This window comes from Pseudomonas sp. MWU12-2029 (assembly GCF_023242425.1).
Lineage (GTDB): Bacteria > Pseudomonadota > Gammaproteobacteria > Pseudomonadales > Pseudomonadaceae > Aquipseudomonas > Aquipseudomonas kribbensis.
This window is the reverse complement of the sequence record NZ_JALJDY010000001.1, coordinates 330,655-343,690: the sequence shown is the minus strand read 5'-3', so window position 1 is coordinate 343,690 and position 13,036 is coordinate 330,655. Positions and strand designations below refer to the sequence as shown.

Genomic DNA, 13,036 nt, shown 5'->3' with positions numbered 1-13,036 from the left:
CTATTTGAGGAGCGCTCCATGGTCGAACAAGTTGAACTGAATCGCCTCTTTTGGCACAGCCGCCGCGGCATGCTCGAGCTTGACGTGTTGCTGGTGCCGTTCGTGAAAGAGGTCTACTCGAATCTGAACGAGGTGGACCGTGCGCTGTATGTCCGCCTGCTGGAATGCGAGGATCAGGACATGTTCGGCTGGTTCATGGAACGCAGCGAGTCCGAAGATCCGGAGCTGCAACGCATGGTTCGCATGATTCTGGATCGTGTCCAGCCCAAGTAACACGTTCGAATGCCGCTGGCAGGCCTCACGGCAGTTGCTGGCGGCGTATCTCCTGGCCCAGGCGTTCGCCCTGTGCGCTTTGTTTCTGCTTGTCATCCCTTTCTGGGTCAGTCTGCTCGGTGGTGTCGCCTGCCTGATCCATGCCGCGTGGGTGTTGCCCCGCCAGATTCTGCTGAGTCATCCCAAGGCATTCTGCGGATTGCGTCGTGACGCCGATGGCTGGCAATTGTGGAGTCAGGCCGATGGCTGGCAACCGGTGCAGTTGCGCCCGGACAGCCTGGCGCTGCCATTGATCGTGGTGCTGCGCTTTCGGTTGCGCGGCGAGCGTCGGGTCAGGTCGATTTGCGTGCCCCGGGATGCGCAGGCGGCGGATCTGCACCGACGCCTGCGTGTGCGGCTCAAGTTCAGCCGGCGTAGGTGGGCGGCACCAGAATAGTGTCGAGGGCCTCGGGCAGCAGATCCGGGTAGTCGAGGGTGTAATGCAGGCCTCGGCTCTCCTTGCGCTCCATGGCCGAGCGGATCATCAGTTCCGCTACTTGTGCCAGGTTGCGCAACTCGATCAGGTCGCGACTGACCTTATAGTTGCTGTAGAACTCGTCGATTTCGTCCAGCAGCAGGCGCACGCGGTGTTGGGCACGCTGCAGGCGCTTGTTGGTGCGCACGATGCCAACGTAGTCCCACATGAAGCGCCGCAGCTCGTCCCAGTTGTGCGCGATGATCACGTCTTCGTCGGAGTCGGTCACCTGGCTCGCATCCCAGGCGGGCAGGGCGCGGGGAATGGCGATGTCGGACAGTTGCTCGAGAATGTCAGCCGCTGCCGAACGGGCATAAACAAAGCATTCCAGCAGCGAGTTGCTGGCCATGCGGTTGGCGCCGTGCAGGCCGGTGAAGCTGGTTTCGCCGATGGCGTACAGCCCGGGTACGTCGGTGCGACCCTGTTGGTCGACCATGACGCCACCGCAGGTGTAGTGCGCCGCCGGGACGACCGGGATCGGCTGCTTGGTGATATCGATGCCGAATCCGAGGCAGCGCTCGTAGACGGTCGGAAAGTGCGATTTGATGAAGGCTTCGGGCTTGTGGCTGATGTCGAGATAGACGCAGTCGACACCCAGACGCTTCATCTCATGGTCGATGGCCCGGGCGACGATGTCCCGTGGTGCCAGTTCGGCACGCGGGTCGAAACGCTGCATGAAGCGTTCGCCGTTGGGCAGCTTCAAATGTGCGCCTTCACCGCGCAGGGCTTCGGTCACCAGGAAGCTCTTGGCCTGCGGGTGATAGAGGCAGGTGGGGTGGAACTGATTGAATTCCAGGTTCGCTACCCGGCAACCCGAACGCCAGGCCATGGCGATACCGTCGCCGCAGGCGCCGTCAGGGTTGCTGGTATAGAGGTAGACCTTGGCGGCGCCGCCGGAAGCCAGAATCACGAATCGGGCGCCATAGGTGTCGACTTCGCCGGTCTTGCGATTGAGCACGTAGGCGCCGAGGCAGCGGTCGCCGTCCAGGCCCAGGCGGCGTTCGGTGATCAGGTCCACCGCGACGCGCTGTTCCAGCAACTCGATGTTCGGGCGTTCTTTTGCCTGGGCGAGCAAGGTTGTGAAGATCGCGGCACCGGTGGCATCGGCGGCGTGGATGATGCGTCGATGGCTGTGGCCGCCTTCGCGGGTGAGATGGAATTCGAATCCGCCGTCTTCAGTCCCGGACTGTTCATCACGGGTGAACGGCACGCCTTGGTCGATCAGCCACTGGATAGCCTCTTTGCTGTGCTCGACGGTGAAACGTACCGCATCTTCATGGCACAGGCCGCCGCCGGCATTGAGGGTGTCATCGACGTGGGATTCGACGGTGTCTGTGTCGTCCAGCACGGCCGCCACGCCACCCTGGGCCCAATAAGTCGAACCGTTGGCAAGATCGCCCTTGCTCAGTACGGCGATGCGCAAGTGACCGGGCAGGGTCAGCGCGAGACTCAAACCGGCAGCGCCGCTGCCAATCACCAGAACATCGTGTTGAAACTGTTGGCTCATTTCAGGATTCCGCTCAATGCGACCCGGGTCGGGGTTGGCGCAAGACAGGCGGATGGGCGAGTCGAGACAGCCACACAGCCCACTAGTATATAGAGGGGTGGGGCGGCACAATAGCCGGGTGGATATGGCATTGTGAAACTACTGTGACGATGAAATGCCGACGCTTTGTCGGAAGTTTTTTCCGCCGGTTTTGGGAAAAAGCGACTGTATCGCAGATGAAACATGCTTTTTCCGCTCACGGTTGCCCAATGTCGGCGTGGCCCGTCTATAAATATTTGGAACTTTTGCCAGAGGCCCAAGATCAATAGACAGTTGCCCGAAACAAGGGACAGTGTCGGCTTCAATGCGGAACCTGCGGTTGGGTTCTAGCCGGCGAGCCGATGAAAAGATTATTCGCGCAGCCGGTTTATCCCGCGCTGCGTTTTTCGTGCGTGCCAAATCAGAGCCCGCAGGAAACTTGCTTGGAGGGGGAGAACTTTTGCGAAAAGCCCGAGTCTATGTTTGCAAGTCCGGTCGTTTAGCCATGCAAGCTTCCTCCGAGTTTATCGAGGAGTGTTCATGCTAACCCAGGAAGAGGATCAGCAGCTGGTCGAACGCGTTCAGCGCGGTGACAAGCGAGCTTTCGATCTGCTCGTGTTGAAGTATCAACACAAAATTCTCGGGTTGATCGTGCGTTTCGTGCACGACACCCATGAAGCCCAGGATGTTGCTCAAGAAGCCTTTATCAAGGCTTACCGGGCATTAGGAAATTTTCGCGGAGACAGTGCGTTTTATACGTGGCTTTACCGCATCGCCATCAACACGGCGAAAAACTATCTTGTTTCACGCGGCCGCCGGCCGCCGGATAGCGATGTCAGTTCCGAAGATGCAGAGTTCTATGACGGCGATCATGGCCTGAAGGATCTCGAATCTCCTGAACGCGCATTGCTGCGGGATGAGATCGAAGGCACCGTCCATCGAACCATTCAGCAACTGCCAGAAGATTTGCGCACGGCATTAACTTTGCGCGAATTCGACGGTCTGAGTTACGAGGACATCGCGAGCGTCATGCAATGTCCGGTTGGTACCGTGCGCTCCCGGATTTTCCGCGCCCGGGAGGCCATCGATAAAGCCCTGCAGCCGTTGTTGCAGGAAAACTAAAGACAGCGGCGACAGCCAAGAGAGGAACGCCATGAGTCGGGAAGCCCTGCAGGAATCGCTGTCCGCAGTGATGGATAACGAAGCGGACGAACTGGAATTGCGTCGAGTGCTCAATGCACTGGACGATGTTGAAACCCGCGAAACCTGGGCTCGTTACCAGATCGCTCGGGCAGCCATGCACAAGGATCTGCTGCTCCCACGCCTGGATCTCGCTGCGGCAGTGTCTGCTGCGCTGGAAGATGAAGCCACTCCAGCCAAAGTGTCCCGCGGTCCATGGCGCAGCCTGGGTCGTCTGGCCGTTGCAGCCTCGGTGACCGTTGCCGTTCTGGCAGGCGTTCGTCTGTATAACCATGACGAAATTGCAGGTGTCGAACTGGCGCAGCAGTCCAATCAGCCAGCGCTGGCGACTCCGCAGGTCAAGGGGCCGGCGGTACTGGCAGGCTACAATGAGAGTTCTGAAGCCACGGGTCCTATGGCCAATGGTGTGCTGCAAGGCCAGCCAGGCTGGCACGATCAGCGTTTGCCGGGTTACCTGCGTCAACATGCTCAGCAAGCTGCGCTGAAAGGTACTGAAAGCGCACTGCCTTACGCACGAGCAGCCAGTCTGGAAAACCGTTAAGGAGGATCATGCGCGCCATACCTCTACTTTCGCTTCTGCTCAGTGGCTGGTTCATTGTTCCAGCCCACGCCGATGAGGCCCAGGATTGGCTGACGCGCCTGGGCCAGGCCGAGCAGCAGCAAAGCTTCCACGGCACATTCGTTTACGAGCGTAACGGTAGTTTTTCTACCCACAGCATCTGGCATCGCGTCCAGAACGGGCAGGTTCGCGAGCGCTTGCTCCAGCTCGACGGTTCGGCACAGGAAGTCGTGCGCATTGATGGGCATACTCAATGCGTCAGCGGCACCCTGATTGCGGGGCTGGGAGATTCTCCAAACTCTGCCGCTCGTCCACTCGATCCACAGAAGCTGAAGAATTGGTATGAGCTTGCCGTGATCGGCAAGTCGCGTGTGGCCGGGCGTGATGCGGTAATCGTATCGCTGACGCCACGGGATCAGTATCGCTACGGATTTGAACTGCACCTGGACAAGGAAACGGGATTGCCGCTCAAGTCGTTGCTGCTCAACGACAAGGGCCAATTGCTCGAGCGCTTCCAGTTCACTCGACTGGATACTGCCGAGGTTCCATCCGACAAGGATCTTCAGGCAGCCTCCGACTGCAAGCCTGTCAACCTCGACAGTGACAAGGCTTCTGCCGTCAAGACCGCACAGGTCTGGCGATCCGACTGGTTGCCGCCCGGCTTTGAACTCACCAGCAGTTCCTCACACAAAGATCCTGACACCAAGACCCAGGTCAACAGCCTGCTGTATGACGATGGTCTGGCGCGTTTCTCGGTGTTCCTGGAACCACTGAACGGTGCCGTCGTCACGGATACACGGACTCAGCTGGGGCCAACGGTTGCCGTATCCCGCCGTTTGACTACGCCTCAGGGCGAGATGATGGTGACGGTGGTCGGCGAAATTCCAATCGGTACTGCCGAGCGGATTGCCTTGTCGATACGCAACGATGGCGCTGCAACCAGCAAGCAGTGAGCTGATTTCAGCAGTTTCCACTTCGTGTTCGAGACATGAAATGTTTGCTGAGCATTTTCATTTGCAAATAATCCAAAAATTTTTTATAGGTCAGAGCCTCACGGCTCTGGCCTTGTTTTGTTGTTCCCGGAACAAAAATGCCGGCCTGTAGTTCCCGGTGTTCCTTGCTCCATATCGCTTAACCCTGCTCGTCGTAACGGGAGCTGTATGTCGATACCAAGCTTGAAGTCTTATCTCTCCATCGTCGCCACCGTGCTGGTGCTCGGTCAGGCTGTTCCTGCAGTCCAGGCGGCTGATGCGGCCAGTCCGGTCAACCTGCCGGATTTCACCCAGCTGGTCGAACAGGCCTCGCCTGCGGTGGTGAACATCAGTACCACGCAAAAGCTGCCGGATCGCAAAGTGAACCAGCAGATGCCTGATCTGGAAGGCCTGCCACCGATGCTGCGCGAGTTCTTCGAACGGGGCATGCCACCGCAACAGCGTTCGCCGCGTGGTGATCGCCAGCGTGAAGCACAGTCGCTGGGGTCGGGCTTCATCATTTCGCCTGATGGCTACATCCTGACCAACAACCACGTGATTGCCGATGCTGACGAAATTCTCGTTCGCCTGGCGGATCGCAGTGAAATGAAAGCCAAGCTGATCGGCACTGACCCGCGCTCCGACGTGGCCCTTCTGAAAATCGAAGGCAAGGATCTGCCAGTGCTCAAACTCGGCAAATCACAGGACCTGAAAGCCGGGCAGTGGGTGGTCGCGATCGGTTCGCCGTTCGGCTTCGATCACACGGTGACCCAGGGCATCGTCAGCGCCGTTGGCCGCAGCCTGCCAAACGAAAACTACGTGCCATTCATTCAGACCGACGTGCCGATCAACCCGGGTAACTCCGGTGGTCCGCTGTTCAACCTGAACGGTGAAGTGGTAGGGATCAACTCGCAGATCTACACCCGTTCCGGGGGCTTCATGGGCGTCTCCTTCGCCATCCCGATCGACGTTGCCATGGATGTATCCAACCAGCTGAAAAGCGGTGGCAAGGTCAGCCGCGGCTGGCTGGGCGTGGTCATCCAGGAAGTGAACAAGGATCTGGCCGAGTCGTTCGGTCTGGAAAAACCGGCCGGTGCACTGGTGGCTCAGATCCAGGATGACGGTCCGGCTGCCAAGGGTGGTCTGCAAGTGGGTGACGTGATTCTGAGCATGAATGGTCAACCGATCGTCATGTCCGCAGATCTTCCTCATCTGGTTGGTGCGCTGAAAGCTGGTGCCAAGGCCAATCTGGAAGTGATTCGTGAAGGCAAGCGCAAGAATATCGAGCTGACCGTCGGCGCGATTCCGGATGAAGACAAGGAGCTGGATGCCCTGCCGAAATCTGGCGCCGAGACTAACAGCAATCGCCTCGGTGTTTCGGTCGCTGAACTGTCTGCCGAACAGAAGAAAACCTACGACCTCAAGGGTGGTGTGGTGATCAAGGACGTGCAGGACGGTCCAGCCGCCCTGATCGGCCTGCAGCCAGGCGATATCATTACTCACTTGAACAACCAGGCCATCAGCTCGGCCAAGGAGTTCTCCGAGATCGCCAAGGCGCTGCCGAAGAATCGCTCCGTGTCGATGCGGGTTCTGCGTCAGGGCCGTGCCAGCTTCATTACATTCAAGCTGGCTGAATGATCCAGTAGCGGTTGAGTAAAAAGAAACCGCCTCGAAAGAGGCGGTTTTTTTGTGCCCGGAGTTTTTCCTGGGGCGGGCTTATCCCATCATGTCCTTGATCATGCGTTCCTGCTCCATCAGTTCGCGCTGACGAGCATCGATCCGCGACGACAGCGGGAAGTTGCTGCCAGCCTTGCGCTTGGCGAAATCCAGTTGCTGGATGGCCTGGCGATAATCGCCGACCAGCGCGAAATACTCGGCACGGGCTTGATGCAGGCCAATGATGTTGCCGGACAAGCCGCGGGTTTCCGCCACCTGATACCAGACGTCCGGATCGTCTGGCCGAGACTTCAGCAAGCCTTCCAAGGCCTTTTCCGCATCGGCGGTGCGGTTCTGTTTCAGCAACAGATCGACGCGTACCTGATTCAGCGGGTAGTTTCCTGGGTATTGAGTCAGCATGCGGTCGACGCGCGACTGCGCATCCGCCAGACGATTGTTGGTGATATCCAGATCGACCTGGGCGAGGTTGTAGATGATCTCGTTCGGGGATTTTTCCAGCAGTTGCTTCAGGTTTTCCCGCGCTTCATTCAACTGGCCACCCTTGATCTGGGCGATCGCCAGGCCGTAACGGGCCACATCGTTTTTCGGGTTCTCGTCCAGTTGTGCCCGGAAGCGCTTGGCACCCATTCCCGGGGTTTCTTCGTAGATCAACTGCACCCGCGCGCGGATCAGTTGATAGCGCATGCTGTCTTCAATGCCGCCGGGTTTGGCCTGTTCTGCACGGTTGCGGGTGTCGGCGATACGCGATTCGGTCACCGGGTGAGTCAGCAGGAATTCGGGAGGCTTGGCGTCGTAGCGATATTGGCGCATCAGGCGTTCGAACATGGTCGGCATCGAGCGCGGGTCGTAACCGGCCTTCTCCAGGTTGAGGATACCGATGCGGTCCGCCTCTTGTTCGTTCTGGCGCGAGAAGGTCCGTTGCGACTGGATCGCCGCAGCCTGGGTGCCCGCGATGGTCGCGATCCCGGCCTCGCCGCCACCGGCGGCTGCAATCACGATCCCGGCCAGCAGCGCGGCCATCATCGGCACCTGCATCCGCTGCGACGCTTCGACGCCTCGGGCGAAGTGGCGTTGGGACAAGTGAGCCAGTTCGTGAGCCAGTACCGAGGCATATTCACCTTCGGTCTGGGCATTGAGGAACAGGCCGCCGTTGACCCCGACAATCCCGCCCGGCGCCGCGAAGGCGTTGAGCTGCGGGCTGTTGATCAGAATGAATTCCAGGCGTCGGTCATTGACCTGGCTGGTTTCCACCAGCTTATAGACGCTGGACTCGACATAGTCCTTGAGTTGCGGATCGTTGAGCTGTGAAACCTGGCTGCGTAGCAGCGCCAACCAGGCGCGGCCCAGTTGGTATTCCTGTTGTGGCGAGACGATGGCAGAGCTGGCGTCACCGAGTGACGGCAGGTCGTCGGCGAAGCCCGGTGAGGCGAGCAGGCAAGCGAGCGTCAGCAGGGTAGGGCGCAAAAATGTCATGCACAAAGCCTTAGTCGACAAAGACCTTACTGTAGCCGGACACCGGGCCTGCGACCAGATATTCTAGGCAGCCTGACCCTCTGAACCGGAGTAACGCATGACCGACGCTGTAGCCCACGACTGTGAACTGGACGCCAGCGGCCTGAATTGCCCGTTGCCGTTGCTCAAGGCCAAGATGGAACTGAACAAGCTGCCCAGTGGCGCAGTGCTCAAGGTGATCGCCACGGATGCCGGCTCGCAGCGCGACTTTCGCACCTTTGCCCGGTTGGCCGGTCATACGCTGCTGCGTGAAGAAGACGAGGCGGGCGTCTACCGGTATTGGTTGAAAAAAGCCTGAAATCGACAGCGTAAAAGACCTAAGGATTATTGATGTTCAAAGTGTTACGCGACTGGATTCAGCGCTACTTTTCCGATGAAGAGGCGGTGGTGCTGGCGGTGTTGTTGTTTCTCGCCTTTACCGCCGTGCTTACCCTTGGCGGAATGCTCGCGCCTGTGCTGGCCGGGATGGTGCTTGCGTATCTGATGCAGGGGCTGGTGGTCACGCTTGAACGCCTGCGCATGCCCGGGGGCGCGGCGGTGGGGCTGGTATTTGCGCTGTTCATGGGCGTGCTGCTGTTGTTCATCGTCGTGGTGCTGCCGCTGCTCTGGCATCAATTGATCACGCTGTTCAACGAGCTGCCGGGCATGCTCGCCAAGTGGCAATCGCTGCTGTTGCTGCTGCCGGAGCGCTATCCGCATCTGGTGTCCGACGAGCAGGTGCTGCAAGCCATCGAAGCGGCGCGCGGCGAGATCGGTAAATTCGGGCAGTGGGCGCTGACGTTCTCGTTGTCGAGTCTGCCGCTGCTGGTGAACATCATGATCTACCTGGTCCTGGTACCGATCCTGGTGTTCTTCTTCCTCAAGGATCGAGTGATGATCGGTGAATGGGTGCGCGGTTATCTGCCGCGTGAGCGAGCGCTGATCACCCGGGTTGCCGAGGAAATGAACCGGCAGATCGCCAACTACATTCGCGGCAAGGTCATCGAGATCGTGATCTGTGGCGGAGTAACCTACATCGCCTTCGTCGCCCTCGGGCTGAACTACGCCGCGCTGCTGGCGTTGCTGGTGGGCGTGTCGGTGGTGGTGCCGTATGTCGGGGCAGTGGTGGTGACTGTGCCGGTGATGCTGATTGCACTGTTCCAGTGGGGCTGGAGCGATCAGTTCATTTATCTGATGGCGGTCTACGGGATCATCCAGACGCTGGACGGCAACGTGCTGGTGCCGTTGCTGTTTTCCGAAGCGGTCAATCTGCACCCGGTGGCGATCATCTGCGCGGTGCTGTTGTTCGGTGGGTTGTGGGGCTTCTGGGGTGTGTTCTTCGCGATTCCGCTGGCGACGCTGTTCAAGGCTGTGCTCGATGCGTGGCCGCGCAAGGAACCGGTGGTGGCGCCATTGCTTTGAAAGCAATTCGGCGCCCGCCAGGGCGCCGAAAGGATCAGGCCTTGTTCAGCGCCTGAGCAGCGGCCAGCACTGCATCGACGTGACCCGGCACTTTCACGCCGCGCCATTCCTGACGCAGAACGCCATTCTTGTCGATCAGGAACGTGCTGCGATCCACGCCCAGGTATTCCTTGCCATAGAGCTTTTTCAGCTTGATCACGTCGAACAGCTGGCAGACGGCTTCGTCCTTGTCGCTGATCAGTTCGAACGGAAACTCCTGCTTGCACTTGAAGTTCTCGTGGGACTTCAGGCTGTCGCGGGAGATACCGAAGATTTCCGTGTTGGCAGCCTTGAACGCGGCGTACTGATCACGAAAACCCTGACCTTCAGTGGTGCAGCCCGGCGTGCTGTCCTTCGGATAGAAGTAGATCACCACTTGCTTGCCCTTGAGGGCCGAGAGGCTGACGGTCTGCCCGCTGGTGGCGGGTGCTTCGAAGTCGGCAACCGGTTGATCGATAGCTACGGCCATGAAAGTTTCCTTACATTGGGTTCTGTGGGCGCCACGGTTCGATCAGTGCGTCGAGGTTCATGGCATCGGCGAAGTCCAGGAACTGGTCGCGCAGCCAGCTGATCTGGGTGCCGGCCGGCAGGGTCACGGTGAACGTGGCGTTGAGCATGGTGCCGCCGGTCTGTGGTGCCTGATAGGTATCGCAGGTCAGGTTTTCCAGCTCGACGTTGTGGTCCATGAAGAACTGGCACAGCTCGTTGATGATGTCCGGGCGATAGGCCGACGACACGTAAGCCACATACGGCAGGGCTTGCGGACGGTTTTCCAGGGCGGCGCTGCGCACCACATTGACCGTGAACGAGTGGCGTTTGGCCAATGTTGGCAGGCTGCCTTCCAGGCGGGCCAGGGCGTCCCAGCTGCCGGAAACCTCAAGCACCAGGGCGCTGCACTCGCCGTGGCGGGTCAGGCGCGAGGTGACGACCGCGCAGCGGTTTTCATGGCTGGCGCGGCACAGGACGTTGGTCAGCTCCATGGGATTGGCGCCGAGGGCACTGATGACAAGGAATTGTTCGCGAACTGTGGGGGTGGACATGCAGCATTCCTAAAGCGATGAGCGGTCGGTAGGGTGAGGGCGTTGAGTGCCGGGACATACCTGTCCGCAAGACCCGATTCGCCTGTCGCCACGGCTCCAATAATAAGGACGCGTAAGACGGCGACGCTGGAACGGGGTCTGGAAGGCCGAAACGGGGGGCAGGAACCCGGCGCACAAGCTGATCAGTACCGATCAAAGTCTGAAGGGTAGCGAAAAGCGGCGCCAAGGGGAATGGCGGCGCAGTACTTCGCTTGTGCAAGCATCTTGGCGCCAGTACCATTACCGCTCTCTTTTTCCGGCAGGAGCGGTTTCATGATTGCGGGCAGTATGGTGGCACTGGTCACACCCATGGATGCACAAGGGCGTCTTGACTGGGACAGCCTCAGCAAACTCGTGGACTTCCATCTCAAGAACGGCACCCATGCCATTGTCGCGGTCGGTACTACCGGCGAGTCGGCAACCCTTGATGTAGAAGAACACATTGCCGTCATCAAAGCCGTGGTCAAACAGGTGGCAGGCCGCATTCCGGTGATCGCCGGTACCGGCGCCAACTCGACCCGCGAAGCCGTCGAGCTGACCCGCAACGCCAAGGAAGCCGGCGCCGATGCCTGCCTGCTGGTGGTCCCGTACTACAACAAGCCGACCCAGGAAGGCCTGTACCAGCACTTCAAGCACATCGCCGAAGCGGTCGACATCCCGCAGATCCTCTATAACGTTCCCGGCCGCACCTCCTGCGACATGCAGGCCGAGACCGTGATCCGCCTGTCCACCGTGCCGAACATCATCGGTATCAAGGAAGCCACTGGCGACCTGAAACGCGCCAAGGCAATCCTCGACGGCGTGAGCAAGGATTTCATCGTGCTGTCCGGCGATGATCCGACCGCTGTCGAGCTGATCCTGCTGGGTGGCAAAGGCAACATCTCCGTCACCGCCAACGTCGCCCCGCGCGAAATGGCCGACCTGTGCGAGGCCGCGCTCAAGGGCGACGCCGAGACCGCACGGGCCATCAACGAAAAACTGATGCCGCTGCACAAGGACCTGTTCATCGAAGCCAACCCGATTCCGGTGAAGTGGGCTTTGGTCGAAATGGGCCTGATGCACGAAGGCATTCGCCTGCCGCTGACCTGGCTGAGCGCTCCTTGTCATGAAACGTTGCGCTCGGCCCTGCGCCAGTGCAGCGTCCTGGTTTAATTGAGGAAGTACAACGCATGAAGCGAATGGCCGGACTTTCCGCACTTGCCTTGATTATCTCCAGCACCAGTGGCTGCGGATGGATCTGGGGCCCGGAAGGTTATTTCCGTGACCGTGGTAGCGACTACCTGGAAGCGAAACAGACTGCACCGATGCAACTGCCAGAAGGTGTCAGCACCTCCAAGCGTCTGGATCCGCTGCTGCCGATCCCGCGCAACGTCGCCGACGATACCGCCACCGGCGAATACGTGGTTCCGCGTCCTCAGCCGCTGTCGGCAATTGCCGACGCCAGCGACTACTCGCTGCAGAAGAGCGGTGATTCGCGTTGGGTCATGGGCCAGCATCCACCGGCCGAAGTCTGGCCAGTGGCTGTGCAGTTTTTCCAGGACAACGGTTTCCGTCTGGATGAGCAGCGTCCGCAAACCGGCGAATTCACCACCACCTGGCAGCATTCCGACGAACTGTCCGCCGCCATGGCCAAGCGCCTGAGCGCCGCCGGCGTCGGTGCCGACAGCGAAACCCGCGTGCGTGTGCGCATCGAGCCGGGCGTACAGCGCAATACCAGTGAAATCTATGTAGTCAGCGCCGAGCGTCCTGCCGGCAGCACCGCCAATGTCGATTTCACCAACCGTTCGGTCAACACTGGCCTGGACGCTGCCCTGGTCGACGACATGCTCGCGAGCATGAGCCGTACTTCCGAGAAGGGCGGTTCGGTGTCGATGCTGGCATCGCGTGATTTCGATACCCCGAGCCGCGTCAGCCTCAGCGAAGACGGCAGCGGCAACCCGGTATTGAACGTCGGTTCCGATCTGGACCGTGCCTGGTCGAGCGTCGGTCGTGCGCTGGAGCAAGGTCAGTGGCGCGTTGAAGACATCAACCGCAGCCTGGGCCTGTACTACATCAACCTGGCCGAAAAGGCCGAGAAGAAAGACGAGAAGCCTGGTTTCTTCAGCAGCCTGTTCGGCAGCGCGCCGACCAAGGAAGAAGTTGAAGCCCGTGCCGAGCGTTATCAGGTTCGCCTGAGCAAGGTTGGCGACAGCGTTCAGGTCACCGTCGAGAAAAACATCAACACCGTTGCCCCGGCCGATGTGGCCCGCAAAGTGTTGAGCGTGATTCAGGACAACCTGGGCTGAT

At 59.7% G+C, this 13,036-nt stretch carries 14 protein-coding genes; 10 read left to right on the top strand and 4 right to left on the bottom strand.

The window, feature by feature from the left end; all coding sequences use genetic code 11:
* The first annotated feature begins 18 nt into the window (after nt 1-18).
* Nucleotides 19-273 (top strand): succinate dehydrogenase assembly factor 2, encoded by a 255-nt coding sequence (locus tag M5B44_RS01635; RefSeq protein ID WP_065257636.1) that lies wholly within the window; start codon nt 19-21, stop codon nt 271-273.
* Nucleotides 257-709, top strand: coding sequence for a protein YgfX (locus tag M5B44_RS01630; RefSeq protein ID WP_248738039.1), 453 nt, complete (start codon nt 257-259; stop codon nt 707-709). Before M5B44_RS01635 ends, M5B44_RS01630 begins: the two co-directional genes overlap by 17 nt.
* On the opposite strand, the gene nadB is transcribed toward M5B44_RS01630, so the two are convergent.
* The gene (gene nadB, locus M5B44_RS01625) at nt 678-2,294 is read right to left on the bottom strand and encodes an L-aspartate oxidase (protein ID WP_085710235.1); all 1,617 of its coding nucleotides are present in this window, start codon (nt 2,292-2,294) and stop codon (nt 678-680) included. The two genes, M5B44_RS01630 and nadB, sit on opposite strands and share 32 nt — an antisense overlap.
* Nucleotides 2,295-2,852: 558 nt before the next feature.
* Here nadB and rpoE point away from each other — a divergent pair.
* The 4 genes from rpoE (at nt 2,853) to M5B44_RS01605 (ending at nt 6,680) form a co-directional block, all read left to right on the top strand.
* Entirely contained in the window at nt 2,853-3,434 is a 582-nt protein-coding gene (rpoE, locus tag M5B44_RS01620; RefSeq protein WP_003172477.1) for an RNA polymerase sigma factor RpoE, read from the top strand.
* 31 nt (nt 3,435-3,465) lie between these two features.
* Entirely contained in the window at nt 3,466-4,053 is a 588-nt protein-coding gene (locus M5B44_RS01615) for a sigma-E factor negative regulatory protein (protein ID WP_114881793.1), read from the top strand.
* An 8-nt stretch (nt 4,054-4,061) separates the two neighbouring features.
* Nucleotides 4,062-5,024, top strand: a complete 963-nt coding sequence (locus M5B44_RS01610; RefSeq protein ID WP_085710237.1) for a MucB/RseB C-terminal domain-containing protein — start codon at nt 4,062-4,064, stop codon at nt 5,022-5,024.
* A gap of 207 nt (nt 5,025-5,231) precedes the next feature.
* On the top strand, nt 5,232-6,680 hold the full coding sequence (locus tag M5B44_RS01605) for a DegQ family serine endoprotease (RefSeq protein ID WP_248738038.1): 1,449 nt from the start codon (nt 5,232-5,234) through the stop codon (nt 6,678-6,680).
* 78 nt (nt 6,681-6,758) lie between these two features.
* On the opposite strand, the gene M5B44_RS01600 is transcribed toward M5B44_RS01605, so the two are convergent.
* Nucleotides 6,759-8,192 carry a M48 family metalloprotease gene (locus M5B44_RS01600; RefSeq protein WP_114881795.1) on the bottom strand — a complete coding sequence of 478 codons (1,434 nt, stop codon included), beginning with the start codon at nt 8,190-8,192 and terminating at the stop codon, nt 6,759-6,761.
* A 97-nt stretch (nt 8,193-8,289) separates the two neighbouring features.
* On the opposite strand from M5B44_RS01600, the gene M5B44_RS01595 reads away from it, so the two are divergent.
* Nucleotides 8,290-8,529: a sulfurtransferase TusA family protein gene (locus M5B44_RS01595; RefSeq protein WP_007963279.1), complete on the top strand. Its 240-nt coding sequence runs from the start codon at nt 8,290-8,292 to the stop codon at nt 8,527-8,529.
* Nucleotides 8,530-8,561: 32 nt separating this feature from the next.
* Nucleotides 8,562-9,632: an AI-2E family transporter gene (locus M5B44_RS01590; protein WP_085710240.1), complete on the top strand. Its 1,071-nt coding sequence runs from the start codon at nt 8,562-8,564 to the stop codon at nt 9,630-9,632.
* Nucleotides 9,633-9,666: 34 nt separating this feature from the next.
* Here the strand turns inward: M5B44_RS01590 and M5B44_RS01585 are convergent, their stop codons facing one another.
* Together M5B44_RS01585 and M5B44_RS01580 are read right to left on the bottom strand one after the other, a co-directional pair.
* Nucleotides 9,667-10,140 carry a peroxiredoxin gene (locus M5B44_RS01585; RefSeq protein WP_096819409.1) on the bottom strand — a complete coding sequence of 158 codons (474 nt, stop codon included), beginning with the start codon at nt 10,138-10,140 and terminating at the stop codon, nt 9,667-9,669.
* Nucleotides 10,141-10,150: 10 nt separating this feature from the next.
* A complete protein-coding gene (locus M5B44_RS01580; protein WP_085710242.1) occupies nt 10,151-10,711 on the bottom strand; it encodes a glycine cleavage system protein R in 561 nt (186 codons plus the stop codon).
* 312 nt (nt 10,712-11,023) lie between these two features.
* On the opposite strand from M5B44_RS01580, the gene dapA reads away from it, so the two are divergent.
* Together dapA and bamC are read left to right on the top strand one after the other, a co-directional pair.
* On the top strand, nt 11,024-11,902 hold the full coding sequence (dapA, locus tag M5B44_RS01575) for a 4-hydroxy-tetrahydrodipicolinate synthase (protein WP_085710243.1): 879 nt from the start codon (nt 11,024-11,026) through the stop codon (nt 11,900-11,902).
* 17 nt (nt 11,903-11,919) lie between these two features.
* A complete protein-coding gene (gene bamC, locus M5B44_RS01570; RefSeq protein WP_134825790.1) occupies nt 11,920-13,035 on the top strand; it encodes an outer membrane protein assembly factor BamC in 1,116 nt (371 codons plus the stop codon).
* Nucleotide 13,036 lies beyond the last annotated feature (1 nt).

Coding starts and splice junctions, on each gene's coding strand:
- M5B44_RS01580 (WP_085710242.1), bottom strand. CDS start 10,711: ATGTCCACCCCCACAGTTCGCGAACAATTCCTTGTCATCAGTGCCCTC.
- M5B44_RS01610 (WP_085710237.1), top strand. CDS start 4,062: ATGCGCGCCATACCTCTACTTTCGCTTCTGCTCAGTGGCTGGTTCATT.
- M5B44_RS01605 (WP_248738038.1), top strand. CDS start 5,232: ATGTCGATACCAAGCTTGAAGTCTTATCTCTCCATCGTCGCCACCGTG.
- M5B44_RS01635 (WP_065257636.1), top strand. CDS start 19: ATGGTCGAACAAGTTGAACTGAATCGCCTCTTTTGGCACAGCCGCCGC.
- dapA (WP_085710243.1), top strand. CDS start 11,024: ATGATTGCGGGCAGTATGGTGGCACTGGTCACACCCATGGATGCACAA.
- M5B44_RS01600 (WP_114881795.1), bottom strand. CDS start 8,192: ATGACATTTTTGCGCCCTACCCTGCTGACGCTCGCTTGCCTGCTCGCC.
- bamC (WP_134825790.1), top strand. CDS start 11,920: ATGAAGCGAATGGCCGGACTTTCCGCACTTGCCTTGATTATCTCCAGC.
- M5B44_RS01615 (WP_114881793.1), top strand. CDS start 3,466: ATGAGTCGGGAAGCCCTGCAGGAATCGCTGTCCGCAGTGATGGATAAC.
- rpoE (WP_003172477.1), top strand. CDS start 2,853: ATGCTAACCCAGGAAGAGGATCAGCAGCTGGTCGAACGCGTTCAGCGC.
- M5B44_RS01590 (WP_085710240.1), top strand. CDS start 8,562: ATGTTCAAAGTGTTACGCGACTGGATTCAGCGCTACTTTTCCGATGAA.
- M5B44_RS01595 (WP_007963279.1), top strand. CDS start 8,290: ATGACCGACGCTGTAGCCCACGACTGTGAACTGGACGCCAGCGGCCTG.
- M5B44_RS01585 (WP_096819409.1), bottom strand. CDS start 10,140: ATGGCCGTAGCTATCGATCAACCGGTTGCCGACTTCGAAGCACCCGCC.
- nadB (WP_085710235.1), bottom strand. CDS start 2,294: ATGAGCCAACAGTTTCAACACGATGTTCTGGTGATTGGCAGCGGCGCT.